Source organism: Streptomyces sp. NPDC087859 (genome assembly GCF_044742595.1).
In the GTDB taxonomy this organism is placed as follows: domain Bacteria; phylum Actinomycetota; class Actinomycetes; order Streptomycetales; family Streptomycetaceae; genus Streptomyces; species Streptomyces canus_F.
The window spans coordinates 462,075-488,427 of record NZ_JBIUUU010000003.1 but is presented as its reverse complement, the minus strand read 5'-3'; the positions used below and the strand labels follow the sequence as shown (position 1 = coordinate 488,427).

The following is a 26,353-nucleotide window of genomic DNA, read 5'->3' as shown; positions in this document are numbered from 1 at the left end:
GGACCCCCGGGCTCACGCCCACGGGGTCCGGCCCCGGACCGGATCGGCGAGGATGGAGCACGTGGTGACCGCCAAGGAGCAACTCGCCCGCCCCGGCAGGCGGCTCGTCCGGCCCGCCCCGCGCGACTGGCTGTTCGCGGTGGGGGTCGGGCTGGTGTCGGTGCCGCTGGCGTTCGTGGCGCAGGGCGACAACGCGCACACACCGGACGTCGTCGGCTGGATCCTGTTCGCTCTCTCGGCGCTGACGCTCGCCTGGCGGCGGCACTATCCGATGGGCACGCTCGTCGCGCTGATCGTCGTCGAGGGCACCTACCACTCCCTGGACAACGCCCACTCCGGGCTGATCGCGGTGACGATGGTCGCCATCTACGCCCTCGCGGTGGCCGGACCGCGGCGCCGGACCCTGATCGTGGTGCCGAGCCTGGTCGGCCTGAGCGTGATCATGCTCCTCCTGATCAATCCGGAACGGGGCGTAGAGCTGCTGCGCATCTCCGGCTGGATCCTGGCGACCGCAATCACCGGTGAAGCGGTCCGCGTCCACCGCAACTATGTCGGAGCCATCGTGGAACGCGCCGAACGCGCCGAACGCACCCGCGAGGAGGAGGCCCGGCGCCGGGTGGCGGAGGAGCGTCTGCGGATCGCCCGGGACCTGCACGACCTGCTCGCCCACAGCATCACCCTGATCGGCGTGCAGACGTCGGTGGCCGCGCACGTGCTCTCCACGGACCCGGAACGCCTCGACCGCGAGACGGTCGCCAAGGCGTTGGAGGACATCGCGGAGACCTGTCGTTCGGCGCGCGGAGAGCTGCGTACGACGCTGGAGGTCCTGCGCGAACAGGACGTCAAGGCCGACAACCGCGGCCCGCTGCCCGGTCTCGACGGCCTGTCCGACCTGGTGGAGGCGGCCCGCCAGGCGGGCGCGCGGGTGGAGCAGACGGTACGGGTACGGCAGGCGCCGCCCGCCGTCGGCGCCGCGGCGTACCGGATCGTCCAGGAAGCGCTGACGAACGCGGTCCGGCACGCGGGGCCCGACCCGGCCGTCCGAGTCTCGTTGTACGAGGAGCAGGGTGCCCTGCGGGTGTCGGTCGCCGACGAGGGGACGGGGCCGGGGGCCGATGCCGGCAGTCCCGGTTTCGGGCTGATCGGCATGCGTGAGAGGGCCCGCAGCGTGGGTGGCACACTCGACGCGGGGTCGCGGTCGGGAGGCGGCTTCGAGGTGACGGCCGTTCTGCCGTTGACGACTGCTGTGGGGGAAGGGACGGGATGACGATCCGCGTGCTGCTCGCTGACGACCAGACCCTCGTACGGGCCGCGTTCGCGATGCTCGTCGAGTCGGCGCGGGACATGGAGGTGGTGGGGGAGGCGGCGACCGGCCGGGAGGCGGTCGACCTGGCGCGACGCGCACGGCCCGACCTCGTCGTCATGGACATCCGGATGCCCGACCTCGACGGCATCGAGGCGACCCGGCTGATCGCGGCGGACGAGGAACTGGCCGGGGTGAAGGTGCTGGTCCTGACGACGTACGACACCGACGAGTACATCGTCGAGGCGTTGCGCGCGGGCGCCTCGGGGTTCCTGGTGAAGGACACCAGACCGGCGGAGCTGCTGGACGCGATCCGTACGGTGACGGCGGGGGAGTCGCTGTTGTCCCCCGGCCCGACGGCCCGCCTGATCGCCCGGCTGCTGAGCCAGACACCGGCGTCGGCACCGGCGCTCTCGAGTGGTCCGGAGTGCTTGTCGGAACGGGAGCGTGAGGTGCTCGTGCTGGTCGGGCGGGGGCTCAACAACGCCGAGATCGCCGAGGCGTTGGGCTTGAGTCCGCTGACCGCGAAGACCCATGTCAGCCGGATCATGGGGAAGCTGGGGGCGCGGGACCGGGCGCAGTTGGTGATCGTGGCGTACGAGTCGGGGATGGTCACGCCGGGGAGTGTGCGCGAGGGCTAGCCTCCCGGCGGCCCCTTACAGCAAGCCCGCCCCCGCCAGGAACCTCCCCACCCCCTCGACCTCCCCCTCCGACAACGGAACCTGGGGCTCGGCCGTCACCGGGCACGCGATGACCCCCCGCAGATACAGCGCCGCCTTGAACGCCCCCAGCGCCGCCGAACTCCCGCCCATCCGCGCCGGATCCCCCACCTTCACCATCCCGAACAGCGAACACAGCCGCTCCTGCTCCACCCGGGCCCGCTCCCAGTCGCCCACCCTGCACAGCCGGTCCAGCCGCACATACCCCTCCGGGTCGACGTTCGCGAGCCCCGGTACCGCCCCGTCCGCCCCCGCCGCCAGTGCCGCGTCCACGAACAGCTCGGAACCCGTCAGCACGCTGAAGCCGTTGACCTCACCCCGGGTCCTGGCCCCGACGACGACCTCGCGGAACGCCCCCAGGTCCCCGCTGGAGTCCTTGAGGCCCGCCAGCACCCCCTCGGCCGCGAGCGACAGCACCAACTCCGCGGGGAGCTTGGTGTGGACGGCACCGGGGAGGTCGTAGGCCAGGACGGGCAACGGACTCGCAGCGGCCACCAGGCGGTAGTGGCGGGCGATCTCCGCGGGGTGCGTACCCGTGTAGAACGGCGAGATCACGACCACCGCGTCGGCGCCCGCCGCGGCCACGGAAGCCACGTGGTCCAGGACCCGCGGCGTCGTCATGTCGATCGCGCCCGCCAGCACCGGGAGTTGGCCACCCACATGGCCCGTCACCGTCTCCACCACCAACCGGCGCTGCGCGTCCGTCAGGTACGCCGCCTCCGACGACGTACCGAGCACGAACAGCCCGTGCACCCCGCTTCCCACCAGATGGTCGACCAGGCGGAGCAGCGACGGGACGTCCACCTCGCGTGACGGTGTCAGGGGGGTGCAGACGGGCGGTACGACACCGGTCAGCGGGGCGGGGATCGTCATCAGGGCTCCCTGTGTTCGTGGCTCTCGCGTACAGGTACCAGGCCGGGGGTCCGCTCACCCTTCTTTCCCCGGATGGTGGCCGCGGATGGTCGAATGGGCCCGTGGAGAACTGGGACGAGAACACCGCGGGAGTACTGCGACTGCCGTCCGGCAGGCTGGTGCGGGGCCGTGGTCTGCGGTACCCGCTCGCACCGGGGGCGCCGATCCCTTCGTACGCCCTCTACCTGCTGGGCCACCAACCGCCCGCGGTCCCCTGGGAGTTCCACTGGATCCGCTGGCCCGACTTCCGCCTCCCGGCGGACCGGCCGGCCGCTCGCGCGGCGCTGAGCGAGGCCTGGGAGCGGGCCGCGGGCGAACGCGTCGAGGTCGCCTGCGGGGGCGGACGCGGGCGTACGGGGACGGCGCTGGCCTGTCTCGCGGTCCTGGACGGCGTACCGGCGGACGAGGCCGTCGGGTATGTGCGGGCGCACTACGACCGGCGGGCGGTGGAGACGCCGTGGCAGCGGCGGTATGTGCGGCGGTTCTCAGGGGCGGCGGGCGCGGAGGCGTAGGCCGCCGGACTTCCGGTGGACGCCCACGGCCCGCCGGCCTCGCGGTGGGCCTCCCGGTCGAACCGGTGGCCCACCGCGTCGGCGGTGGACCGTCAGCCGAGCGCGTCCGCGAGCGCCTTGGCCGTGTCGGCGACGAGCAGGTCGTCGCGGGCGGCGGACTGCTCCGGCAGCGTCGTCAGGACGGCCAGCACGAGCGGGGTGCCCTGCGGTGTCCAGGCGATGCCCACGTTGTTGTTGGTGCCGTAGGAACCGCCGCCCGTCTTGTCGGCGACCGTCCACGTCTTCGGCAGCCCGGCGCGCAGCCGGGTCCCGCTCGTGGTGTTGTTCAGCAGCCAGTGGGTGAGGAGCTCGCGGTCGCGACGGTTCAGGGCGTCGCCGAGGACCAGCCGGCTGTACGTCCGGCCGATCGCGTACGGGCTCGTGGTGTCCGTGATCCGCCAGGGCTCGGCCGAGTTCAGCTCGGTCTCCCAGCGGTCCAGGCGGGTCACCCGGTCGCCGAGGGAGCGGGCGAAGCGGGTGATGGCGGTGGGGCCGCCGAGCTCACGCAGCAGGAGGTTGCCGGCGCCGTTGTCGCTGAACGTGATGGCGACCTCGGCGAGTTCGGCGACCGTCATGCCGTCGGCCAGGTGCTCCCGGGTCTTGTCGGAGCCCTCCTTCGGCAGATCGGCGTCCGTGTAGTGGATGCGGCGGGACAGGAACTCGCCGTCGCGGTCCAGGTCGCGCAGCACGGCCGCGGACGCGAGGGTCTTGAACAGCGAGCACATCGGGAACAGTTCGTCGGCGCGGTGCCGGACGGTCCGGCCGGTGCCGAGGTTGCGGGCGAACACGCCCAGACGGGCGCCGTGCCGCCGCTCCAGCTCGCGGAGGCGTCCGGTGACCCGGGGAGTGGCGGCGTGCGCGGGGGCGGCCGGCACGAGAGTGGCCGCTGAGGCGGCGAGAAGGGTACGTCGGGCTAAGATCGCGCTCTCCTTCGTTCGGTGGGCGTGCCGTTGTCAGGCAGGCGTGGACGATCCCCCTCCGTAGATCGACGCCGGAACGCATTCCTTGGTTGCGGGGCCGTAGACCATCGGCGGACGGCGGGGCGGGCGCGGGCTCGCCACAGTGGCCGTATGGAGAAGACCAAGGGGATCAACCGGGCACAGTTCCTGGCCGGGGCGGCGGCGGTCGGGGTGGCGGGGGCGGTGCTGCCCGCGGGCGGGGCGGGGGCGGCCGGGCGGGGCGAGGCCGGCGGCCGGGGAGGGCTGACCCGCCGGGGTGTCGTCTACACCCTCGTCGCCGGTGAGACGCCGGCCACCGCGTGGAGCGCCGAGCGGATGCGGGCGGACCTCCGGGCCATCCGCGACGACCTGCACGCCGACACCGTCGACGTCACCGGCGACGGCGTCGAACGCCTCACCGCCACCGCGGCCGAGGCGGCCGAGCTCGGACTGCACATCTGGCTCCAGCCCACCCTCGGCGACGTCCCGGAACGGGACATCCTCGACCACCTCGCCGAGACCGGCCGGTTCGCGGAGCGGCTGCGTCGGCAGGGCGCGAGCGTCGAGTTCAGCGTGGGCTGCGAGTTCTGGCTGTTCGTGCCCGGGATCATCCCGGGGGACACGGTCTTCGAGCGCATCGAGAACCTCCGGAACGGCACCGTCGACTGGGCGCGGATGCAGCGCCGCCTGGCCCGCTTCACGGCGAAGGCGGCGGCACTCGGCCGCAGGGTCTTCCACGGCCGGCTGAGCTACGCCTGCGCCCCGGAGATCGACCACGTCGACTGGAACCTCTTCGACGTGGTGGGCATCGACTACTACTCGTACTTCCCGCAACGAAAGGACTACGTAAGGGAGTTGAAGCAGCACCTGCGCTGGGGCAAGCCCGTCGCCATCACCGAGTTCGGCACCTGCGCCTACCGTGGCGCCCCCGAGGCGGGCGGCATGGGCTGGGACATCGTCGACTACGACAGGACGCCGCCGGAGATCAAGGGCGACCCGCCCCCGGTCCGCAGCGAACGCACCCAGGCGGCCTATCTGCTCGACCTCCTGGCCGTCTTCGAGTCGATGAACCTGTACGCGGCGATGGTGTTCGAGTTCCTCACCGCGGACGCCCCGCACCGCCCCGGCGACCCCCGCCATGACCTCGACATGGCGAGCTACGGCATCGCCAAGGCGGTCCAGGACCGCCCCGGCGACCCGGACACCGGCTGGCACCGGGAGCCCAAGGAGGCGTTCCACGCCGTGGCCCGCGCCTACCGCCGGGCGGGTCAGCGGCAGTAGGTGTCGGCGGCGGGACGCTGACCGGTGGCGAGGAACCTCGACACGGTCTCGTCCCCGCACGCGTTGCCGTTGCGGAGATAGGAGCCGTGGCCCGTGGAGTTCACGGTGACCATGACAGCGCGCCGGCCGAGGGCCTCGCGGAGCTTCAGGGCGCCGCTCACGGGGGTGGCGACGTCCTGTGCGTTCTGCACGAGCAGGATGTTCGACGGCCCTCGGTCGGTGACGCGGACCGGCGGCTCCTTCGGCGCGTAGGGCCAGGCGGCGCAGACCATCGCGTTGCGCGGCATGCCGGCGGTCAGCGGGTACTTGGCCCGGCTCTCGGCGACACCCTTCTCGTACACCGCCGTCGAGGTGGGCCACGCGACGTCGTTGCAGAGGGTCCCGGCGCCGACGGCGGTGACGTTCTGCAGCGCCGCGTCGGGCGGCGAGGCGGGCGCGGGCGGCAGGGTGCCGCTCTGGGCGGCCAGCATCAGCGTGGCCAGGGCGGGGAAGTTGTCGGTGTCGTAGAGGGCGTCCAGCATGGTCTGGCGCAGCACATTGCCGTTCAGCTCCTCCGGGTTGGCGCCGGGCCAGGGGATCGGCTCCCGGTCGAGCCGCTCGGCCAGCCGCAGGAACAGCGGCCGCACCTCGGCGGCCGTATCGGCGAGACGGTACGGATTCCCGGGCTCCGAGGCCCACTCGGCGAACTCCGGGAAGGTGTCCTCGACACCCTGCTCGTGCCCGGCGAGCCAGGCCCTGGAGACCTTCGCCGGGTCGGGGTCGTCGTTGCTGTCCAGCACGAACCGGTCCGTGCGCGCCGGGAACAACTGGGCGTAGACGGAGCCGACATACGTCCCGTACGACACTCCCCACGCGGAGATCCTCCGCTCGCCCAGCGCGGCCCGCAGCCGGTCGAGGTCGCGGGCCTCGTTACGGGTGCCGAGGTGCTGGATGAGCTCACCGCCGTTCGCCGCGCAGGCGTCCGCCATCCGCCGGGCGGTGACCATGTTGCCGTCGACGGACCCGTCCGGGGCGGGCCACGGCCGCAGTGTGGAGAGCGCGAGGTCCCCGTGCTCCAGCCCGCAGTCGACGGACGTGGACGGGGCGAGCCCACGAGGGGCGAACCCGATGAGGTCGTAGGCGTCCCGCACCTCCTGGGGCAGCTTCTGCCCCTTGTTCGAGGGGTCGTTGAGGCTCGACCCGCCCGGACCGCCGGGGATCAGGAACAGCGCCCCACGCCGGGCGTCCGGGTTCTCGCTCGGAATCCGCGAGACGGCGATCCCGATCTTCCGGCCGCCCGGGTGGGCGTAGTCCATCGGCACCTCGAGAGTGGCGCACTGCTGACGGGGGTCGAGGGCGGTACCGGCGCACTTCTTCCAGTCGAGGGCGGGCGCCTGCTCCACCGCGACGGCCAGCGGAGTGACCATCCCGAGGGCGACGGCGGTGACGGCTACGAGGGCGGCGTTGCGCTTGATCTGCGTCATGGGACCGAGCCTCGCGGATCTTCTTCGTGACCCCCATCCGGTCAACTACCTTGTTGATCGGGGGTTTTCCCCAGGTGTGTGCACTCCGCCCGGCCGGGCACCCCGCCGAAAATCCCCGCGCCCCGAAGCAACCTCGTGGAACCCTGCCCCCATGACCCGGCACTCCTCCTCGATCCCCACCCCCTCCAGCACACCCACCCCCTACGACGAAGACCGAGCCGCCTACTCTCTCCAAGCCCTCGCCCGCCTGGCCCTCTGCGCTCGAGCGGTGGACCTCGCGGCTGCCGCTCAGGCGCTCGTGGGGACGCGGCACGACGTGCACACCGGGCTCGGGGGTCGGGTCAGTGAGGGGGCGCGGGCGGTGGAGGTCGCGGAGGGGGTGTTGGCGCGGTCTGTTGTGTACGAGAGGGAGCGCGGCGCGTCCTGGGAGGACATCGGGCGGTATCTCGGGGTCGACGCCGGGGCCGCCGAGGAGCGGTACGCGCCCGAGCTCGAGCGTTGGAACACCGCGTTCCGGGTTCCGTACCGACTGGACCCCACCGGACGCAAACGCATCCCCCAGCTGCCCCAGGCCGCCTACGACCCCAGGAGCGCCGTCCGGCAGCTGGACCTCTGGGCCGGGCTGCACGTGACCACCGGCGACTGGCATGCCGTGAGCGGAGGGCTCGCGGGGCCGGCGGGCGGTCCGTCCGTTTCGTCCGAACTCGACGGGTCCGTCCGCAGCGAGAACCTCCGCGCCTTCCTGGAGCTGCTCTCCGGCTATGTCCACTACGACTTCGACGACACCGACTGGGACACCATCGCCCTCGGGATCCAGGAGACGGACGCCGAGGACACCGCCGCCTGGTACGACTATCCGCTCCACGGCGGTCTCCACGCCGCGCAGGTGCATCTCGCGTACTCCCGGCCCTACCCCGAGGACGACGACGGCGAGCCCGACACCGTGTCCGTCCGCGTCACCGGCGCGAACTCCCGCGACCTGCGGCTACGGATCGACACCCTGATCGCGGCGCTGGGTCACCCTCCGCAGTTCCCGTGAACTCGAATGCGCTCGAATGAAGCCGAACCGATCCGCGTGGCGTAGAGCATCGATATCCGCTGCGCAATTCGACTGTCACTTTCCCGCCGCCGCTTTCTCGCCACGGCTTTCCGTCGTGCCTTCGCGCAACCTGCTCGAACTGCCCCATATAAAGGCCGTATACGAAAGCCCGCGGGCCATGTGAACCCTTGGCCACGGTTCAACGCCCCTGTGCCACCCCACCCTTGGCGTGCACAGACTCCTGCCGAGTGTAGGAGCACAGCGTGGCGCCGTAGGGGAAAAGCGTGAAACTCGAAAAGGCGGGGGATCCAGGTGACGGTGAAGAGAGGAGCGGAAATGAAACCCCCCGTCGGAAGCCACGTCGTGGACACTCGGAGCGGAAAGGTCGGTATCGTCATGGGGCACGAAGGGCCGTACGTACAACTCAGACCATACGGCGGCGGAAAGGAGTGGGACGCGGCCCCGGACGCCGTCCGCCGGGCCACCCCCGCCGAGCGGCTCGGCGCGGCCGACGCGTATGCCGACGCCCGCAGCCGGGGTGAGGTGCCTTGACGCCGGTGTCGTAGGGTGCGGGCGCATGGGCCTGTGGAGCATACGCAGATGGACGAGAGCGAGGCGGAAGGCCACCGACCGTCCCCCCGTGCCGCCGCTCACCACGCACCAGCTCTGGATGGTGTCGCTGAGCGCGCCCGTGAGCCGGGACCGGGGCGCCTCGCGGACCACCCTGTACCCGTTCACGCGGCCCGACGACGACGGTGCCCGGCGCTGGCTGGCCGAGCAGTGGGAGATCACCTCGCGGGACGGGCTGGCCGACCGGCTCGACGAGCTGGCCCGCTCCGGATACCGGGCCCGGGCCCAGCGCCTCCTCGGTGTCTCACCGCTCGCCTGGGACGCCGCCCTGTACGTCGACATCTCCCGGCGCGGTTTCGCCGGCGGGATGATCACCGAGGGCGAGGCCTGGACGGCCCTGAAGAACATCGTGCCGGCGGTGGTGTCGGCGTACGCCTCCTGGCAGGAGTACGCCGACGACTATCTGCTGGGCCGGAAGGTGTGGAAGGACGGGCTGGACGGCACCCCCGACGCCCCCGCCCCGCAGACCACCGCCGACGCCCACCTCCGTGCCCTCCTCGACCCCGCCAACAGGGACAGCCCCTGGAACCTGGCCCCCTGGGACACCATCAGCCACCCCGACCGTGCCCGCTGACCCCCGCGCGTACGGGAGAATGGACCCATGAGCCTGTTCCGCGACGACGGCATCGTGCTGCGCACCCAGAGGCTGGGTGAGGCGGACCGGACCACGCTGCGCGCCCCCAGGGAACACACCATCCCGGGAGCCGTCCGATGAGCCTCTTCCGTGACGACGGCGTCGTGCTGCGCACCCAGAAACTCGGCGAAGCCGACCGCATCATCACCCTGCTCACCCGCGGTCACGGACGGGTACGGGCGGTGGCCCGCGGTGTCCGGCGCACCAAGTCCAAGTTCGGGGCGCGGCTCGAACCCTTCTCCCACGTCGACGTGCAGTTCTTCGCACGCGGCAGCGAGCTGGTCGGGCGCGGGCTGCCGCTGTGCACCCAGAGCGAGACCATCGCGCCGTACGGCGGCGGCATCGTCAGCGACTACGCGCGGTACACCGCCGGGACGGCCATGCTGGAGACGGCCGAGCGCTTCACCGACCACGAGGGCGAGCCGGCCGTACAGCAGTACCTGCTGCTCGTCGGCGCCCTGCGGACGCTCTCCCGAGGCGAGCACGCTCCGAACCTGGTGCTCGACGCCTTCCTGCTGCGCTCCCTCGCCGTCAACGGGTACGCCCCGAGCTTCAGCGACTGCGCCAAGTGCGGTCTGCCCGGACCGAACCGGTTCTTCTCGGTCGGTGCGGGCGGTTCCGTCTGCGTGGACTGCCGGGTGGCGGGGAGCGTCGTACCCTCGCCGCAGACCCTGGAACTCCTCGCCGCGCTGCTTACGGGAGACTGGGAGACCGCGGACGCGAGCGAACCGCGCCATGTCCGGGAGGGAAGCGGGCTGGTCTCCGCCTACCTGCACTGGCATCTGGAGCGCGGGCTGCGCTCGCTGCGCTACGTGGAGAAGACGTAGAGCGGTCACAGCGGACGTCGAGCAGTCACAGCGGACGTCGAGAAGCAAGTTCGAAGGAGACGAGAAGCACATGGTCGTACGCGGGATCCTGGGTCGGCAGCGCCGCGAGTACAAGGCGCCGGAGCCGCACCCGTCCGGCGCCCGCGCGCCGAAGCTGCCCGGCGAGCTCGTCCCCAAGCACGTGGCGATCGTCATGGACGGGAACGGCCGCTGGGCCAAGGAGCGTGGCCTGCCGCGCACCGAGGGGCACAAGGTCGGCGCCGAGCGGGTGCTCGACGTGTTGCAGGGCGGGGTCGAGATGGGCGTCGGCGCCATCTCCCTGTACGCCTTCTCGACCGAGAACTGGAAGCGCTCGCCCGACGAGGTGCGCTTCCTGATGAACTTCAACCGCGACTTCATCCGCAAGACCCGCGACACCCTCGACGAGCTCGGTATCCGGGTGCGCTGGGTGGGCCGGATGCCCAGGCTGTGGAAGTCGGTCGCCAAGGAGCTCCAGGTCGCCCAGGAGCAGACCAAGGACAACGACAAGCTCACCCTGTACTTCTGCATGAACTACGGCGGCCGCGCGGAGATCGCGGACGCGGCGAAGGCGCTCGCGGAGGATGTGAAGGCGGGCCGGCTCGACCCGTCGAAGGTCACCGAGAAGACCCTCACGAAGTACATGTACTACCCGGACATGCCGGACGTGGACCTGTTCCTGCGCCCGAGCGGTGAGCAGCGCACCTCCAACTACCTGCTCTGGCAGAGCGCGTACGCCGAGATGGTCTTCCAGGACGTCCTGTGGCCGGACTTCGACCGCCGCGACCTGTGGCGGGCCTGCGTCGAGTTCGCCTCGCGCGACCGGCGGTTCGGCGGAGCCGTCCCGAACGAGGACCTGCTGGCGATGGAGGCCGCCATGAAGGGCCGCCCGGAAGGTTCCTAGGAGCGCCTGTACGCCCCCGCCTCATGGTCATGGCCATGGGGCGGGACGCCGGGGACGTGTTCGTCCTGTTCGGTGACACGGACCGGCTGCGGGAGATGCTCGACCGCAACCTGACCCGCGTCCGAGCGTCAGTCCCGCGCCGCCGCGCACTCCGCGCACGTGCCGAAGATCTCCACCGTGTGCGCCACATTGACGTACCCGTGCTCCGCCGCGATCGCCTCGGCCCACTTCTCCACCGCCGGGCCCTCGACCTCGACGGCCTTGCCGCACACCCGGCACACCAGGTGGTGATGGTGGTCGCCGGTGGAGCAGCGGCGGTAGACGGACTCCCCGTCGGAGGTGCGCAGAACGTCGACCTCGCCCGCGTCGGCGAGGTTCTGGAGCGTGCGGTAGACCGTGGTCAGGCCGACCGAGTCGCCCTTGTGCTTGAGCATGTCGTGGAGTTCCTGCGCGCTGCGGAACTCGTCGACCTCGTCGAGCGCCGCTGCCACGGCGGCCCGCTGTCGGGTCGCGCGGCCCTTTACGGGCGGTCCAGCGGTCGTCACCGGTTGCCTCCTCACGTCTGCACTTGCCGGGCCATTGTGCCAGCCCGCTCTGGGCGGAGTCAGACGCCGACCTTTCCGGTCCCCTCCCGGCTGGCCGGAATCGTGCACTCCGCCGGGTCGCCGCCGGGCTGTGCCGCGACCGCCCGACGGGCTCGGCGCCGGGCCAGCGGGGTCGCAAGGACGGTCAGCACGATGAACGCGCCGATGGTCAGCAGCACGATCGTCGCGCCGGGCGGGACGTCCTGGTAGTACGAGGTCACCGTGCCGCCGATGGTCACGCTGACGCCGATGGCCACGGCGATCGCGAAGGTCGCCGCGAAGCTGCGGGTGAGCTGCTGCGCCGCCGCCACGGGCACCACCATCAGGGCCGACACCAGGAGCAGGCCGACCACGCGCATGGCCACCGTGACCGTGACGGCCGCCGTGATCGCGGTCAGCAGGTTCAGGGCGCGCACCGGCAGTCCCGTGACGCGCGCGAACTCCTCGTCCTGGCTGACCGCGAAGAGCTGCCGGCGCAGGCCCAGGGTGACCAACACCACGAAGGCGGCGAGCACACAGATCGCGGTCACGTCGTCCTGGGAGACCGTCGAGAGCGACCCGAACAGATAGGAGGTCAGGTTCGCGTTGGAGCCCGTCGGCGCGAGGTTGATGAACATCACGCCGCCGGCCATGCCGCCGTAGAAGAGCATCGCGAGGGCGATGTCGCCGCGGGTGCGGCCGAACCAGCGGATCAGCTCCATGAGGACCGCGCCGAGGACCGACACGACGGTCGCCGTCCACACCGGTGACCAGGAGAGCAGGAAGCCGAGGCCGACGCCGGTCATCGCGACGTGGCCGATTCCGTCGCCCATGAGGGCCTGGCGGCGCTGGACCAGGTAGATGCCGATCGCGGGGGCCGTGATGCCGACGAGGACGGCGGCGAGCAGGGCCCGTTGCATGAAGGCGTAGTTCAGGAATTCCATCAGCTCAGCAGCCCCGTCCGGATCGGTTCGGCGTCGTGGGCCGCGTGCGGGTGTACGTGGTCGTGGCCGGGCAGCGCGTGCTGGCCGAGGGCCTTCGGGGGCGGTCCGTCGTGCATCACGCAGCCGTCGCGCAGGACGACCGCGCGGTCGATCAGCGGCTCCAGGGGGCCCAGTTCATGGAGGACGAGGAGGACGGTCGCGCCCTGCGCCACCTGCTCGCGCAGGGTCCGCGCCAGCACCTCCTGGCTGGCGAGGTCGACGCCCGCCATCGGCTCGTCCATGATCAGCAGTTCGGGGTCGGAGGCCAGCGCGCGGGCGATGAGTACGCGCTGGTGCTGGCCGCCGGAGAGGGCGTTCACGGAGTCCTTGGCGCGGTCCGCCATGCCGACCAGCTCCAGGGCGTGGCGCACGGCCGCGTGGTCCGCCTTGCGCAGCACGCCGAAGCGGGCCCGGGACAGGCGGCCGGAGGCGACGATCTCGGTCACCGTGGCGGGCACGCCGCCCGCGGCCGTGGTGCGCTGCGGGACATAGCCCACGCGCGCCCAGTCACGGAACCGGCGGCGCGGGGTGCCGAACAGCTCGATCTCGCCGGCCGCGACCGGCACCTGGCCGATGACGCTGCGCACGGCCGTCGACTTGCCCGAGCCGTTGGCGCCGAGCAGCGCGACGACCTCACCGCGGTGCACGGTGAGGTCGATGCCGCGGAGGACGGGGCGTGAGCCCAGGTCGGCGCGGACACCGCGCATCGATATGACGGACTCGATGACAGGCTCGCTCACGAGGGCCTCCGTAACGGTCATTTGGCGCCCAGTGCTGTCTTGAGCGCCGAGAGGTTGGACTCCATGACCTGGAAGTAGTCGTCGCCCTTGGACTTGTCGGTGATCCCCTCGAGTGGGTCGAGGACATCCGTCTTCAGTCCCGCGTCCGAGGCGAGGGTCTTCGCGGTCTTGTCGGACACCAGTGTCTCGTAGAACACAGTGGTCACACCGTCGGCCTTGGCCTCGGTCTGGAGCTCCTTGATCCGGGCCGGGCTGGGCTCGCTCTCCGGGTCCAGGCCGGAGATGGCCTCCTGGGTGAGGCCGTAGCGCTCGGCGAGGTAGCCGAAGGCGGCGTGGTTGGTGAAGAAGACCTTGGTGGCGCCGTTCTTCAGCCCGTCCTCGTACGCGGTGTCGAGGGCGTCGAGCCTCTTCGTCAGCGCGGCGGCGTTCTTCCTGTAGTCGGCCGCGTGGTCGGGGTCGGCCTTCTCGAAGGTCTTGGCGACGCCCTCGGCGACCTCGCGGTACTTCACCGGGTCGAGCCAGATGTGCGGGTCGAGGGCGTGCTCCTCCTCTTCCCCGGCGTGCTCTTCCCCGGCTCCGTGCTCGTGCTCGACGTCGCCGTGGTCCTCGAGCTTCGTCAGCGTCGCCGCGTCGATCTTCGTCTTGACCTCGGACTGGGAGACCGCCTCGTCGACGGCCGGCTGGAGGCTCTTGAGGTAGAGCACCGCGTCCGCTTCGCCGAGCTCGGCGGTCTGCCGGGTGCTGAGCTCCAGGTCGTGCGGTTCCTGGCCGGGCTCGGTGAGCGTGGTGACGTTCACATGGTCCCCGCCGATCTGCTCGGCGAGGTACTGCATCGGGTAGAACGACGCGACGACGTCGAACTTGTCCGTGTTGCCGGCCGCGGCGCTGTCGGTCGAGCAGGCGGACAGGGCTCCGAGGCCGAGAGCGGTGGCCGCCGCGATCGCGATCCCGGATATGTGGTGTCGTCGTACGTTCATGACAGTCATTTTCAACAAATATGGAAACGGTTGTCAACAAAGCGTGGTAGGAGGCCTGTGAGGGCCCGTAGACCGAACCGATTTGATTGAGGGGCAGGCACCGCCGGTAACCTGAAGCATTCGCTCTGAAGCACTGCTCCATCGCAGAGATGCTTCGTCGCCCGTCGTCGTAATGAAGAGAGCACCGTGGCCGCCGACAAGATCGACACCATCGTCAGCCTGAGCAAGCGCCGTGGCTTCGTATTCCCCTGCAGTGAGATCTACGGCGGCCAGAAGGCCGCCTGGGACTACGGACCGCTGGGTGTCGAGCTCAAGGAGAACCTGAAGCGCCAGTGGTGGCGCTACATGGTGACCTCGCGCGAGGACGTCGTCGGTATCGACTCGTCCGTGATCCTGGCCCCCGAGGTCTGGGTGGCCTCCGGCCACGTCGCCACGTTCTCCGACCCGTTGACCGAGTGCACCTCCTGCCACAAGCGGTTCCGCGCGGACCACCTGGAGGAGGAGTACGAGGCCAAGAAGGGCCGCCTCCCGGAGAACGGCCTCGCGGACATCAACTGCCCGCACTGCGGCAACAAGGGCCAGTTCACCGAGCCCAAGCAGTTCTCGGGTCTGCTCTCCACGCACCTCGGCCCGACCCAGGACACCGGCTCGATCGCGTACCTGCGCCCCGAGACCGCACAGGGCATCTTCACCAACTTCTCCCAGGTGCAGACCACTTCGCGCAAGAAGCCCCCGTTCGGCATCGCGCAGATGGGCAAGTCCTTCCGCAACGAGATCACGCCCGGCAACTTCATCTTCCGCACCCGCGAGTTCGAGCAGATGGAGATGGAGTTCTTCGTCAAGCCGGGCGAGGACGAGAAGTGGCAGGAGTACTGGATGGAGCAGCGCTGGAACTGGTACACCGGTCTCGGCATGCGCGAGGAGAACATGCGGTGGTTCGAGCACCCGCAGGAGAAGCTCTCCCACTACTCCAAGCGCACCGCTGACATCGAGTACCGCTTCCAGTTCGGCGGCAACGAGTGGGGCGAGCTCGAGGGTGTGGCCAACCGCACCGACTACGACCTCAACGCGCACTCCAAGGCCTCCGGCCAGGACCTCTTCTTCTACGACCAGGAGGCCCAGGAGCGCTGGACGCCGTACGTCATCGAGCCCGCGGCCGGTGTCGGCCGCGCGATGCTGGCGTTCCTCCTCGACGCCTACGTCGAGGACGAGGCCCCCAACGCCAAGGGCAAGCTGGAGAAGCGCACCGTGCTGCGCCTGGACCACCGGCTGGCCCCGGTGAAGGTCGCGGTGCTGCCGCTGTCCCGCAACCCGGAGCTGTCCCCGAAGGCCAAGGGCCTGGCCCAGGCGCTGCGCCAGAACTGGAACATCGAGTTCGACGACGCCGGCGCCATCGGCCGCCGCTACCGCCGCCAGGACGAGATCGGTACGCCGTTCTGCGTCACGGTCGACTTCGACACGCTCGAGGACAACGCGGTCACCGTCCGCGAGCGTGACTCGATGAAGCAGGAGCGCGTGTCGCTGGACCAGATCGAGGGCTACCTGGCGAGCCGCCTGATCGGCTGCTAGTCACGAGCGGTGCACGAAGACCCCGGTTCCGTAACAGACGTAACGGAACCGGGGTTTCGCCCATCCAGGGCGCAATCGCCTCCGAAGGGGAGGACATGCGCGGCCCGCAGGGGGCCACGCGGTCTCTCACGGGGGCACTCATGCGCAAGCAAGCAGTCATCGGCGTGGCCACGCTGGCCCTGGCCGTCGGCACGGTCGGCTTTGTGGCGGCGAACGACCAGGGCGACTCCCCTTCCGGTATCTCCACCCAGTCCGGCACCTCGGCCGGGCTCCCCGGTGCCGCGGGCGGCCGGCTCAACGCGATCGGCCTCACCGACGGCGGACGTCTCGTCAGCTTCCGTGTCGACCGTCCCGACCGCACCCTCCCGCTCGGCAAGGTCAGCGGCCTCACGGGTGACAGCAGCCTGATCGGCATCGACTACCGCGTCCAGAACGGCAAGTTGTACGGCGTCGGCGACAAGGGTGGCATCTACACGATCCGCGAGATCGGCGCCAAGGCCACCAAGGTCTCCCAGCTGAGCGTGGCCCCGCAGGGCACGAACTTCGGCGTCGACTTCAACCCGGCCGCCAACCGGCTCCGCGTCATCAGCGACACCGGCCAGAACCTCCGCCACAACATCGACGACCCGGCCGGCGCCCCCGCGGCGGGTACGACCGCGACCGACGGCACCCTCACCAACCCGCCGGTGCCGCCCGCGACGGCCGGGGCGACGGCGACGGGCGTGACGGGGGCGGCGTACACGAACAACGACCTGAGCGCCGCGACGGCCACCACCCTGTTCGACCTCGACACCGCCCAGGACCGCGTCTCCGTCCAGTCCCCGGCCAACGCGGGCAACCTCGCCCCGACCGGGCAGAAGGGCACCGACGCGCCGGGCGACTCCGGCTTCGACATCTACAGTTCGACCAGGACCGGGACCAACTCCGCCTACGCGGTGACGGGTTCGCGTGCCTTCAGGGTCGATCTGCTGACCGGCACGGCGACGGCCACCGGCTCCTTCCCGAAGGGGTGGCAGGTGGTCGATCTGGCGATCCCGTTGAAGCAGGGCTGAGTGGTCCCCGTAGCGGCTGCTCGATTGGCCCTGTAGGCGGACGTGGCGGCCACGGCAGGGTGGCGGTATGAGTCTCGCGTTTCTGCTGACCACCCTCGTCGTGGTCGCCACTCCCGGTACCGGTGTCGTCTACACGCTCGCGGCGGGGCTGTCGCGCGGGCGGCGGGCGAGTGTCGTCGCGGCGTTCGGCTGCACCCTGGGGATCGTGCCGCACATGGTGGCGGCGATCACCGGGGTGGCGGCGCTGCTGCACGCGAGCGCGACGGCGTTCCAGGTGCTGAAGTACGCCGGTGTCGCGTATCTGCTGTGGATGGCGTGGGCGACGCTGCGGGACCGGGAGGCGATCGCCGTGGAGCGGGACGCGGCTCCCGTCTCCGCGGGGCGGGTCGTCGTCCGGGCCGTGCTGATCAACGTCCTCAACCCGAAGCTGACGATCTTCTTCTTCGCGTTCCTGCCGCAGTTCGTGCCGTCGGGGGAGTCGGGCGCGTTGCTTCGGATGCTGGTGCTGAGCGGGGTGTTCATGCTGGCCACCTTCGTGGTGTTCGCCGCGTACGGGGTGCTGGCGGCGTCGGTCCGCCGTCATGTGATCGGGCGGCCCAGGGTGATGGCGTGGCTGCGCCGCAGTTTCGCGGGGTCGTTCGTCCTGCTCGGGGCCAAGCTGGCCACGACGAGTGGGTGACAGATGACAGCTGACAGATATTGAAATCTGTCAGCTGTCATGTCAGGGTGGAGGGCATGACGACACAGACCCCCCGCACCCTCGGAACCACCGGCCCCCAGGTCTCCGCCCTCGGCCTCGGCTGCATGGGCATGTCCGGCGCGTACGGAGAGTCGGACCGCGCCGAGTCCCTCGCCACCGTCCACGCCGCCCTGGAAGCCGGCGTGACCCTGCTCGACACCGGCGACTTCTACGGCATGGGCCACAACGAACTGCTGATCGCCGAGGCCCTGCGCACCGCCCCGGCCGCGCTCCGCGAGAACGCGCTGACCAGCGTGAAGTTCGGTGCCCTGCGCGGCCCGGACGACGCCTGGAACGGCTTCGACGGCCGCCCGGCCGCCGTCAAGAACTTCGCCGCGTACTCCCTCCAGCGCCTCGGCGTCGACCACATCGACGTCTACCGCCCCGCCCGGCTCGACCCGGACGTGCCGATCGAGGAGACCGTCGGCGCGATAGCGGAACTGGTCGAGAAGGGATACGTCCGCCACATCGGGCTCAGCGAGGTCGGCGCCGACACCATCCGCCGGGCCGCCGCCACCGCCCCGATCGCCGACCTCCAGATCGAGTACGCGCTCATCTCCCGCGGCCCCGAGCGGGAGATCCTGCCCACCCTGCGCGAGCTGGGCATCGGCGTCACCGCGTACGGCGTGCTCTCGCGTGGCCTGATCTCCGGCCATGTCGCGCCCGGCCAGGGGTTCGCGGCGAACGACTTCCGCGCCCACTCGCCCCGCTTCCAGGGCGACAACCTCCAGCACAACCTCACGCTCGTCGAGTCCCTGCGCAAGATCGCCGAGCAGAAGGACGTCTCCGTCGCGCAGATCGCCATCGCCTGGGTGGTCTCCCGCGGCGACGACATCGTGCCGCTGATCGGCGCCCGCACCCGCGAGCGACTCGACGAGGCCCTCGGCGCCCTGGACGTGACCCTGGACGCGGCCGACCTCGCCGCCATCGAGGCCGCCGTACCCGTGGACGCGGCGGCCGGCGAGCGGTACGCCCCCGCGCAGATGGCCATGCTCGACAGCGAGCGCTGATCGCGGTGCCGGGTACCGTCTACGCATGCCTCCGACCAGCGAGACCCTGACCGCCGAGCGCATCCTCGAGGCCACCGAGGACGTGCTGCGCCGCCACGGCCCGGCGAAGGCGACCGTGGTCGACGTGGCCCGCGCGCTCGGCGTCAGCCACGGCAGTGTCTACCGGCACTTCCGTACGAAGGCGGCGCTGCGGGAGGCCGTGACCAAGCGCTGGCTGGACCGGACGACGGAGGAACTGGCCGGCATCGTCGCGGCCACCGACCGTGACCCCCAGACCCGGTTGCGCGACTGGCTCGCGGCGCTCCTGGAGGCGAAGCGCCGCAAGGCGGGCGACGACCCCGAACTCTTCGCCACCTACTCGGTGCTGGCCGCGGACGCCGGTGAGGTGGTCGGCGCCCACCTCACCGAGCTGACCGACCAGCTGACCGAGATCGTGCGGGCCGGCGTCGAGGCGGGCACCTTCACCACCCCCGACCCGGCCACCACGGCCCGCGCCCTCTTCCACGCCACCGGCCGCTTCCACGACCCCGGTTACGCCCGGGAGTGGGAACGGCCGGAGGTGTGGGACGACTTCGCGGCGGTGGTGGACATGCTCGTCCGGGGGCTGCGGGCCTAGGCGCCAGGGGCCTCGTACGGCGTCCGCGTGCCCTCGTGCGGCGCCTGGAGCCGGTGTTCCGTGGGCGAGACCCCGTACGCGGCGCGGAAGACGCGGGGGAAGTCGGTGCAGATGGCTGAGGGAGATGTGGTGCGCGGCGGCGATCATCGGCGGCCGTAGCTCGGGGTCGGACCGCCGCACCATCCGTGCGTAGCGCAGACACCGCCTCGGCAGCACCCGGACCGGCCACACCCGCACCGGCCCCAGTAGTCGAACCGGTCCGCCACGGGCACGTCGCCGGTCCGGGACGTGGTCCCGATCATTCCGCCCTGGGCACGATCGGCCGGCCCGCCCGCGAACGCGGTGTCGACGGGGCGGCCCCGCGGGTCGGCGATCAGTTCCTCGAGCTCCTTCGCGGGCACAGGCCCAGGTCAGCCTCCGCCCGGGTCCACCGTCGCCTGGTGTTCCTGAGAGAGGTGCTCCTCCGCCTTCAGCCACGGCAGGAACTGCGCGTTCTTGCGCCAGCCGCAGGTGTCGCATCTGATCGTGCGTTGCGCGCCTTTGCGCTGCACTTGGACGACGTGCTCGCGTCCGTGTTGGTCCCAGCGGCTCACTTTGCTCGTGTTGATCTGCAACATGGCCTCGCCTCCGGCTAGGAGTGTGCAGCAAGACCAACATCAACAGCGATATCTTCACGGCAAGTTCGTCGATCCTTGAACCGCCTCACCCGACCGTCCGGGGCAGCCGCAGGCTCAGCAGCCCGGTCAGGGCCACGCCCACCAACTGCACCAGGAGTGTCGTCACCAGCGCGTCCCGCATGCCCAACCCCGGGGTCAGGGACAGGAACAGGGTGCCGAGCGTCGCCACCCCCAGGGCCAGGGCGGACTGTTGGGTCGTGACCATGACCCCGCTGCCCACGCCCGCCCTCGCGGTCGGCACCTCGGAGAGCACGATGCGGAAGATCACCGGGAGTTGAAGGGCCTGACCCGCGCCCGCGACCGCCGCTCCGGGCAGCAACTCCACCAGACCCAGGTCCGGCCAGGAGCGCCACGCCACCAGCGCCATCAGGCCCACGCCCACCGCCTGGATCCCGGCGCCCGCGGTCACCACGCGCGTCCCGTACCTCGTCACCAGCCGCGGACCCGCGAGGGAGACGAAGAAGAACACCACCGCCATCGGAGCCAGCGCGAGCCCCGCCCGCACCGGGCCGAGCCCCGCGCCCTGCTGGAGCGCCACCGCGATCACGAACATGAAGCCGCTGAAGCCGATGGAGAACGGCACGATCATCACCAACCCGCGCCGCAGGGACACCAGTCGGAACAGGCTCGGCGGCACCAGCGGCGTCCGCCCCCGCCGGTCCGCCCCGCGCTCCACCGCGTAGAACGCCGCCGCCACGAACGGGAACGCCGCCAGCGACAGCCACGTCCACAGCGGCCACCCCGCGGAGCGGCCCTCGGTCAGCGGGGCCAGCAGCGCGAGCAGGGACGCGGCGAGCAGGACCGTGCCCGGGCCGTCCACCGGCTCCGGGTTCCGGGAGCGGGTCTCCGGGACGGCGCGGGCGGCCAGGAACAGGCCCACGAGGACGACCGGGACGTTCACCAGGAACACCGAGCGCCAGCCCGTGCCCGCGATGTCGGCCGCGACCAGCACGCCGCCGAGGATCTGGCCCGCCACCATCGACAGACCGGCCGTCGCGCCGTACAGGCCCATCGCCTTTGCCCGCCGCTGTCCCGCCGTCGCCGCCTGGATCGTCGCCAGCACCTGCGGCAGCATCGCCGCGGACGCCGCGCCCTGCGCGACCCGGGCCGCCACCAGGGTCCACGCGGTGGGGGCGAGCCCGCAGGCCAGTGAGGTCAGGCCGAAGGCCGCCATGCCGCCGAGGAAGAGCCGGCGGCGGCCGAAGAGATCGCCCAGCCGGCCGCCGAGGACGAGGAGGACGGCGTACGCCAACCCGTAGCCGGAGACGACGAGTTCGAGGACCGACTCGCTCGCCGCGAGGTCGTGGCCGATGGTGGGCAGGGCGACGTTGACGATGAAGAAGTCGATGAGGGGGAGTGCCGCGCCGAGCAGCACGGTGAAGAGTCCGAGGCCGCCGAGCACGGGTGGCGCGCTCGCGGTGCGGACCTGGCCTGGGATGGTGGTTTCGGTACTCACGGAGACCAGCCTCCGCTTCCCGTCAGACGGGTACCAGAGTGTCTTTATCCTGGTAGAAGGAGTACCTGGAAACAGGGTCCGCGGGGCGGCACGCTGGAGGCATGACGATGACGGTCCAGGAGACGACGACGGCGGCGGCTCCCGCGGACATCCGGCGGCACGAGCTCGCCGCCTTCCTGCGCCACCGCCGCGAGCACATCACGCCCGAGCAGGTCGGCCTGCCCCGCGGCCGCCGGCGCCGCACCCCCGGTCTGCGCCGCGAGGAGGTCGCCCACCTCTCCGCGGTCGGCGTGACCTGGTACACCTGGCTGGAGCAGGCCCGTGACATCCAGGTCTCCGTCCAGGTCCTGGACGCCCTCGCCCGCAGCCTGCTGCTCGACCCGAGCGAACGTGCCCACCTCTTCCAGCTCGCCGGGGCGGCGGACCCGACGCCGGCCACCAGCTGCCCGTCGATCACGCCCGCACTGCGCCAGCTGATCGAGCAGTTGGAGCCGCTCCCGGCCTGTGTGCAGAACAGCCGCTACGACATCCTCGCCCACAACCGCACCTACGGCCTGCTCCTGTGCGACCTGGACGCGGTGCCGCCGGAGGACCGCAACTGCATGGTCCTCTGCTACACGAACGAGGAGTGGGCCGGGTCGATCGTGCACCTGGAGGAGACCCGCCGCCTCATGGCCGCCCGGCTGCGCGCCGCCATGGCCAACCATCTCGCCGAGCCCGCCTGGAAGATGCTGCTGAAGCGGCTGCGCGCGGAGTCCCCGGAGTTCCGTGAGGCCTGGGACCGGCACGAGGTGGTCTCGCACCGCAGCAAGCAGAAGGAGTTCCGCAACCGCTACGTCGGCCGGGTCTCCGTCATCCACACCGACCTGTGGCTCGGGCCGGACCTGGGGCCGCGCATGGTCACGTACACGCCGGCGGACGAGGAGTCACGGAGGCGGCTGGAGGAACTGCACGCGATCGCGGTCGCCAGGTCGGCCTGATTCACCGCGTCAACGGTCAGCTCCGGTCGCACGCGGGCCAGTACCGGCTTTCGGCGCGACGGTGAGGTCCAGCGCCAGGCACCACGTACACCGGACCTGCTCAAGGGCGCGGGGCTGCCTCGATATGCGGCTCCGCCGCGCGGGCGCGACCGGCCACGACGAACCCGCACCCGCCGAACTACGCGCCCACCCTCGCCACTTCGCGCACCTCGAGCGACTCCAGCCGCTCGGCGGTCCGCTGAGCGGTCCCACGGGCCCAGGCCCCGCTCGTCACCGCACCCAGCACCAGCACCGCGAGCCCGCACCCGGCGATGATCCACCAGGCCGGCACCGAGGCGGAGACGAACGTGTCGGCGTACGAGGCCGACCCGACCCCCGCCACCAGCACGGCCCCCACCACGGCGACGCCCAGCGTCTGGCCCAGCTGCCGGCTCGTGGAAGCCACCGCCGCGGCGACCCCCGCCTGCGACCGGGGCATCCCCGACACCGCCGTGTTCGTGATCGGCGCGTTCACGAAGCCGAACCCGATGCCGAACAGCACGTACCCGATCAGCAGGGTGACATCGGACGTCTCCGCGTCGAACGCGGCGAACAGCACCCCGCTCGCGGTGATCGAGACGCCGGCGACCAGCAGCGGCAGCCGCGGTCCGTGCCGGCCGACCAGCCGTCCGGACAGCGGGGCGCAGACGAACGCGGGGGCCGCGATCGGCAGCATCCACAGGCCGGCGTGCATCGCGTCGAGACCGCGGACGTTCTGCAGGTACAGCGTCGACAGGAACAGGAACCCGCCCAGCGCCGCGAACGCGCTGATCGCGATCACCGTGGCCCCGCTGAACGGCGCCGACCGGAAGAACCGCAGATCGATCAGCGGCTCGGCACGCCGGGGCTCGTACACCAGCAGCCCGATCAGCGCGGCCAGCGCCAGCACGGCGTACGGCAGGACCGAGCCGAACCCGGTGTTCGGCGCCTCGATGATCGCGTACGTCATCGAGCCGAACAGCGTGATCACCAGGAGCTGGCCGACGGGGTCGGTGCGGCGGGCCCTGGGGGCGCGGGACTCGGGGACGAAGCGGAGGGTGAGCAGAAGGGCGGCGAGACCGACCGGGACGTTGATCCAGAAGATCGAGCGCCAGCCGACGGTGTCCACGAGCAGTCCGCCCACCAGCGGTCCCGCCGCCATGGAGATACCGACGACCGCGCCCCACGCCCCGATCGCGCTGGCCCGCTCACGGGGGTCGGTGAAGGTGTTGGTGATGATCGACATGGCGACCGGGTTGAGCATCGAGCCGCCCACCGCCTGCACCATGCGGAAGGCGACCAGCGCCTCCAGGTTCGGGGCCATGGAGCACAGCACCGAGCCGATCGTGAAGACGATCAGGCCCGCGACGAAGACCCGCTTGCGGCCGATCCGGTCGGCCGTGGAGCCGGCCAGCATCAGGAGCGAGGCGAGCACCAGCGTGTACGCGTCGATGGTCCACTGCAGTCCCGACGTCGTGGTGTCGAGATCGTGCTGCATGGACGGCAGGGCGACGTTCAGCACGGTGTTGTCGAGGCTCACGATCAGCAGGCTCATGCAGCAGATCGCGAGGACCAGCAGACGTCGGCGGAAGCTGGGCTCGGGCATGCGCTCCATCGTACGCCGACATCGATAGTGCGTCTAACTAATGGTACGTACAAGATCGGTCGGCCGGGCACGGGTCGCCGTACGCCACAATGGGGGAATGCCCACGATCGCGCCCACCTCGAACACGACCCTGCAGATCGGGCCGCACACCGTGCAGCCGCCCGTCGTCCTGGCCCCCATGGCCGGGATCACCAACGCGCCCTTCCGCACCCTGTGCAGGGAGTTCAGCGGTGGCAAGGGGCTGTTCGTGAGCGAGATGATCACCACCCGGGCGCTGGTCGAGCGCAACGAGAAGACCATGCAGCTGATCCACTTCGACGCGACCGAGAAGCCGCGCTCGATCCAGCTGTACGGCGTCGACCCGGCGACCGTCGGCAAGGCCGTCCGCATGATCGCGGACGAGGGCCTCGCCGACCACATCGACCTGAACTTCGGCTGCCCGGTCCCCAAGGTGACGCGGAAGGGCGGCGGCTCGGCACTGCCGTACAAGCGGAATCTGCTGCGCGCGATCCTGCGCGAGGCGGTGAGCGGGGCCGGCGACCTCCCCGTCACGATGAAGATGCGCAAGGGCATCGACGACGACCACATCACCTACCTCGACGCCGGCCGTATCGCCGTGGAGGAGGGCGTGACGGCCATCGCGCTGCACGGCCGCACCGCCGCCCAGCACTACGGCGGCACCGCGGACTGGGACGCGATCGCCCGGCTCAAGGAGCATGTGCCGGAGATCCCCGTCCTCGGCAACGGCGACATCTGGTCGGCCGAGGACGCGGTACGGATGGTGCGCGAGACCGGCTGCGACGGAGTGGTGGTCGGACGCGGGTGCCTGGGGCGGCCGTGGCTGTTCTCCGACCTCGTGGCCGTCTTCGAAGGCCGTACGGACGACATCGCGCGCCCCGCCCTGCGCGAGGTCGCCGACGTGATGGTCCGGCACGCCACGCTCCTCGGCGAGTGGATCGGCGACGAGGCCCGCGGTGTCATCGACTTCCGCAAGCACGTCGCCTGGTACCTCAAGGGCTTCGCGGTCGGCTCGGAGATGCGCAAGCGCCTCGCCATCACCTCCTCCCTGGAGGAACTCCGGTCCGGTCTCGACGAGTTGGACCTCGACCAGCCCTGGCCGACGGGCGCCGACGGGCCGCGTGGACGTACGTCGGGGAACAACCGGGTTGTCCTGCCGGACGGTTGGCTCAAGGACCCGTACGACTGCGCGGGCATCGGCGAGGACGCGGAACTGGACACGTCGGGCGGCTGAGACGAGCGCAGACCGGCGAGCCTGTTGCGTCCGGTGGCCGTAACGGCAGGTGAACGGCGTGGAATCGTTGCATTGGCTGCCACGCCCGACGCACCGTCCGCCGACTATGCTCAGGCTTCCGCGGAGCACGAAGGAGGCCCCGATGCCGGGAGGCAGGCTCACCCAGCAGGAGCGTCAGCAGATCGCGCTGGGGCTGGCCGACGGACTCGCCTACGCGGAGATCGCCCGCCGTCTGGAGCGTCCGACCTCGACGGTCACGCGGGAAGTCATGCGCAACGGCGGTCCGAGCGCCTACCGCGCCGAGGCGGCCCATCGCGCCACCGAGCGCCGCGCCCATCGGCGCAGGCCGACCGCGCCTCGGGACGCGCGGGCGCCCGAGCAGGCCCATGGGCGTGATGCCGAGGCGGTGCGCGAGTACGAGGAGACGTTCACCACCGTCATGATGGGCTCCGGCATGCCCACGATGATGTCCCGCGTGATGGCCTGCATCACCCTCACCGACACCGGCAGCCTGACCGCCGCGGAACTCGTCCAGCGCCTGAACGTCAGTCCTGCCTCCGTCTCCAAGGCGATCACCTTCCTGGAGAGCCAGGGCATGGTGCGCCGGGAACGCGACGAGCGTCGCCGCGAGCGCTATGTCGTCGACGACGACATCTGGTACCAGGCCATGATGGCCAGCGCCCGCTCCACCGCCCAGATCGTCGAGATCGCCCGCCAGGGCGTCACCGTCCTCGGCCCCGACACCCCGGCCGCGGTCCGCCTCGAAAACATCGCCCGCTTCCTCGACTTCGTCTCCGAAAGCATCGCCCGAGCGGCGGAACAGGCGCGCGACATCCTCTACACGAAGCCCGAGACGGCGTCGGACGCCTGAGGATTTCGCCCCCGCCGCCCCTACC

At 71.1% G+C, this 26,353-nt stretch carries 27 protein-coding genes; 17 read left to right on the top strand and 10 right to left on the bottom strand.

The features are described from left to right. The first annotated feature begins 64 nt into the window (after positions 1-64). Both ACIOHP_RS09610 and ACIOHP_RS09605 read left to right on the top strand, forming a co-directional pair. Positions 65-1,267: a sensor histidine kinase gene (locus ACIOHP_RS09610; RefSeq protein WP_401885032.1), complete on the top strand. Its 1,203-nt coding sequence runs from the start codon at positions 65-67 to the stop codon at positions 1,265-1,267. Continuing rightward, positions 1,264-1,944 carry a response regulator transcription factor gene (locus tag ACIOHP_RS09605; protein ID WP_361540570.1) on the top strand — a complete coding sequence of 227 codons (681 nt, stop codon included), beginning with the start codon at positions 1,264-1,266 and terminating at the stop codon, positions 1,942-1,944. The genes ACIOHP_RS09610 and ACIOHP_RS09605 overlap by 4 nt, the downstream gene beginning before the upstream one ends. A 15-nt stretch (positions 1,945-1,959) precedes the next feature. On the opposite strand, the gene ACIOHP_RS09600 is transcribed toward ACIOHP_RS09605, so the two are convergent. Next, a complete protein-coding gene (locus tag ACIOHP_RS09600; RefSeq protein WP_401885028.1) occupies positions 1,960-2,895 on the bottom strand; it encodes a dihydrodipicolinate synthase family protein in 936 nt (311 codons plus the stop codon). Positions 2,896-2,996: 101 nt separating this feature from the next. Between ACIOHP_RS09600 and ACIOHP_RS09595 the strand changes: the two genes are divergently transcribed. Continuing rightward, entirely contained in the window at positions 2,997-3,446 is a 450-nt protein-coding gene (locus ACIOHP_RS09595) for a protein-tyrosine phosphatase family protein (protein WP_401885026.1), read from the top strand. Positions 3,447-3,538: 92 nt separating this feature from the next. Here ACIOHP_RS09595 and bla read toward each other — a convergent pair whose 3' ends face one another. Further along, the gene (gene bla, locus ACIOHP_RS09590; RefSeq protein WP_401885274.1) at positions 3,539-4,405 is read right to left on the bottom strand and encodes a class A beta-lactamase; all 867 of its coding nucleotides are present in this window, start codon (positions 4,403-4,405) and stop codon (positions 3,539-3,541) included. 150 nt (positions 4,406-4,555) lie between these two features. On the opposite strand from bla, the gene ACIOHP_RS09585 reads away from it, so the two are divergent. Continuing rightward, positions 4,556-5,704, top strand: coding sequence for an abortive phage infection protein (locus ACIOHP_RS09585; RefSeq protein ID WP_401885023.1), 1,149 nt, complete (start codon positions 4,556-4,558; stop codon positions 5,702-5,704). Here ACIOHP_RS09585 and ACIOHP_RS09580 read toward each other — a convergent pair. Beyond that, positions 5,692-7,167, bottom strand: coding sequence for an alpha/beta hydrolase (locus ACIOHP_RS09580; protein ID WP_401885021.1), 1,476 nt, complete (start codon positions 7,165-7,167; stop codon positions 5,692-5,694). The two genes, ACIOHP_RS09585 and ACIOHP_RS09580, sit on opposite strands and share 13 nt — an antisense overlap. Before the next feature lie 151 nt (positions 7,168-7,318). On the opposite strand from ACIOHP_RS09580, the gene ACIOHP_RS09575 reads away from it, so the two are divergent. From ACIOHP_RS09575 to ACIOHP_RS09555, 5 genes are all read left to right on the top strand, one after another. After that, positions 7,319-8,206 (top strand): hypothetical protein, encoded by an 888-nt coding sequence (locus tag ACIOHP_RS09575; protein WP_401885017.1) that lies wholly within the window; start codon positions 7,319-7,321, stop codon positions 8,204-8,206. Positions 8,207-8,542: 336 nt separating this feature from the next. Next, complete coding sequence (locus ACIOHP_RS09570; protein WP_361540549.1) at positions 8,543-8,758, top strand: hypothetical protein; 216 nt, start codon at positions 8,543-8,545, stop codon at positions 8,756-8,758. Between the two features lie 25 nt (positions 8,759-8,783). After that, positions 8,784-9,410 (top strand): DUF1266 domain-containing protein, encoded by a 627-nt coding sequence (locus ACIOHP_RS09565; protein ID WP_361540546.1) that lies wholly within the window; start codon positions 8,784-8,786, stop codon positions 9,408-9,410. A 137-nt stretch (positions 9,411-9,547) separates the two neighbouring features. Beyond that, entirely contained in the window at positions 9,548-10,297 is a 750-nt protein-coding gene (recO, locus tag ACIOHP_RS09560) for a DNA repair protein RecO (protein ID WP_361540543.1), read from the top strand. A gap of 70 nt (positions 10,298-10,367) precedes the next feature. Then, positions 10,368-11,219: an isoprenyl transferase gene (locus ACIOHP_RS09555; protein ID WP_361478058.1), complete on the top strand. Its 852-nt coding sequence runs from the start codon at positions 10,368-10,370 to the stop codon at positions 11,217-11,219. Positions 11,220-11,347: 128 nt separating this feature from the next. Here ACIOHP_RS09555 and ACIOHP_RS09550 read toward each other — a convergent pair whose 3' ends face one another. From ACIOHP_RS09550 to ACIOHP_RS09535, 4 genes are read right to left on the bottom strand one after another with little or no spacing between them, the layout of a single operon-like run. Next, the gene (locus ACIOHP_RS09550) at positions 11,348-11,764 is read right to left on the bottom strand and encodes a Fur family transcriptional regulator (RefSeq protein WP_266892635.1); all 417 of its coding nucleotides are present in this window, start codon (positions 11,762-11,764) and stop codon (positions 11,348-11,350) included. A 59-nt stretch (positions 11,765-11,823) separates the two neighbouring features. Beyond that, a complete protein-coding gene (locus tag ACIOHP_RS09545) occupies positions 11,824-12,726 on the bottom strand; it encodes a metal ABC transporter permease (RefSeq protein ID WP_401885012.1) in 903 nt (300 codons plus the stop codon). Further along, entirely contained in the window at positions 12,726-13,526 is an 801-nt protein-coding gene (locus ACIOHP_RS09540; RefSeq protein WP_361478050.1) for a metal ABC transporter ATP-binding protein, read from the bottom strand. Before ACIOHP_RS09540 ends, ACIOHP_RS09545 begins: the two co-directional genes overlap by 1 nt. Then, on the bottom strand, positions 13,523-14,482 hold the full coding sequence (locus ACIOHP_RS09535) for a zinc ABC transporter substrate-binding protein (RefSeq protein ID WP_361540535.1): 960 nt from the start codon (positions 14,480-14,482) through the stop codon (positions 13,523-13,525). Before ACIOHP_RS09535 ends, ACIOHP_RS09540 begins: the two co-directional genes overlap by 4 nt. 186 nt (positions 14,483-14,668) lie before the next feature. Between ACIOHP_RS09535 and ACIOHP_RS09530 the strand changes: the two genes are divergently transcribed. The 5 genes from ACIOHP_RS09530 (at position 14,669) to ACIOHP_RS09510 (ending at position 19,468) form a co-directional block, all read left to right on the top strand. Continuing rightward, positions 14,669-16,051, top strand: a complete 1,383-nt coding sequence (locus ACIOHP_RS09530) for a glycine--tRNA ligase (RefSeq protein WP_361540532.1) — start codon at positions 14,669-14,671, stop codon at positions 16,049-16,051. Between the two features lie 140 nt (positions 16,052-16,191). Then, positions 16,192-17,103 carry a DUF4394 domain-containing protein gene (locus tag ACIOHP_RS09525; protein ID WP_401885007.1) on the top strand — a complete coding sequence of 304 codons (912 nt, stop codon included), beginning with the start codon at positions 16,192-16,194 and terminating at the stop codon, positions 17,101-17,103. A 67-nt stretch (positions 17,104-17,170) separates the two neighbouring features. Next, positions 17,171-17,782: a LysE family translocator gene (locus ACIOHP_RS09520; protein ID WP_401885003.1), complete on the top strand. Its 612-nt coding sequence runs from the start codon at positions 17,171-17,173 to the stop codon at positions 17,780-17,782. 56 nt (positions 17,783-17,838) lie between these two features. Further along, positions 17,839-18,852, top strand: a complete 1,014-nt coding sequence (locus tag ACIOHP_RS09515; RefSeq protein WP_401885001.1) for an aldo/keto reductase — start codon at positions 17,839-17,841, stop codon at positions 18,850-18,852. A 25-nt stretch (positions 18,853-18,877) separates the two neighbouring features. Further along, a complete protein-coding gene (locus ACIOHP_RS09510; protein WP_361540520.1) occupies positions 18,878-19,468 on the top strand; it encodes a TetR family transcriptional regulator in 591 nt (196 codons plus the stop codon). A 410-nt stretch (positions 19,469-19,878) separates the two neighbouring features. Here ACIOHP_RS09510 and ACIOHP_RS09505 read toward each other — a convergent pair whose 3' ends face one another. Then, the gene (locus tag ACIOHP_RS09505) at positions 19,879-20,085 is read right to left on the bottom strand and encodes a hypothetical protein (protein WP_361540517.1); all 207 of its coding nucleotides are present in this window, start codon (positions 20,083-20,085) and stop codon (positions 19,879-19,881) included. 85 nt (positions 20,086-20,170) lie between these two features. Further along, on the bottom strand, positions 20,171-21,601 hold the full coding sequence (locus tag ACIOHP_RS09500) for an MFS transporter (RefSeq protein ID WP_361540514.1): 1,431 nt from the start codon (positions 21,599-21,601) through the stop codon (positions 20,171-20,173). A 101-nt stretch (positions 21,602-21,702) separates the two neighbouring features. On the opposite strand from ACIOHP_RS09500, the gene ACIOHP_RS09495 reads away from it, so the two are divergent. After that, positions 21,703-22,581, top strand: coding sequence for a helix-turn-helix transcriptional regulator (locus tag ACIOHP_RS09495; RefSeq protein WP_401884998.1), 879 nt, complete (start codon positions 21,703-21,705; stop codon positions 22,579-22,581). A 178-nt stretch (positions 22,582-22,759) separates the two neighbouring features. Here ACIOHP_RS09495 and ACIOHP_RS09490 read toward each other — a convergent pair whose 3' ends face one another. Then, positions 22,760-24,205: an MFS transporter gene (locus tag ACIOHP_RS09490; protein WP_401884996.1), complete on the bottom strand. Its 1,446-nt coding sequence runs from the start codon at positions 24,203-24,205 to the stop codon at positions 22,760-22,762. Positions 24,206-24,302: 97 nt separating this feature from the next. On the opposite strand from ACIOHP_RS09490, the gene dusB reads away from it, so the two are divergent. Further along, positions 24,303-25,457, top strand: a complete 1,155-nt coding sequence (gene dusB, locus ACIOHP_RS09485) for a tRNA dihydrouridine synthase DusB (RefSeq protein ID WP_401884993.1) — start codon at positions 24,303-24,305, stop codon at positions 25,455-25,457. A gap of 142 nt (positions 25,458-25,599) precedes the next feature. Continuing rightward, positions 25,600-26,328 carry a helix-turn-helix domain-containing protein gene (locus ACIOHP_RS09480; protein WP_401884991.1) on the top strand — a complete coding sequence of 243 codons (729 nt, stop codon included), beginning with the start codon at positions 25,600-25,602 and terminating at the stop codon, positions 26,326-26,328. Positions 26,329-26,353 lie beyond the last annotated feature (25 nt).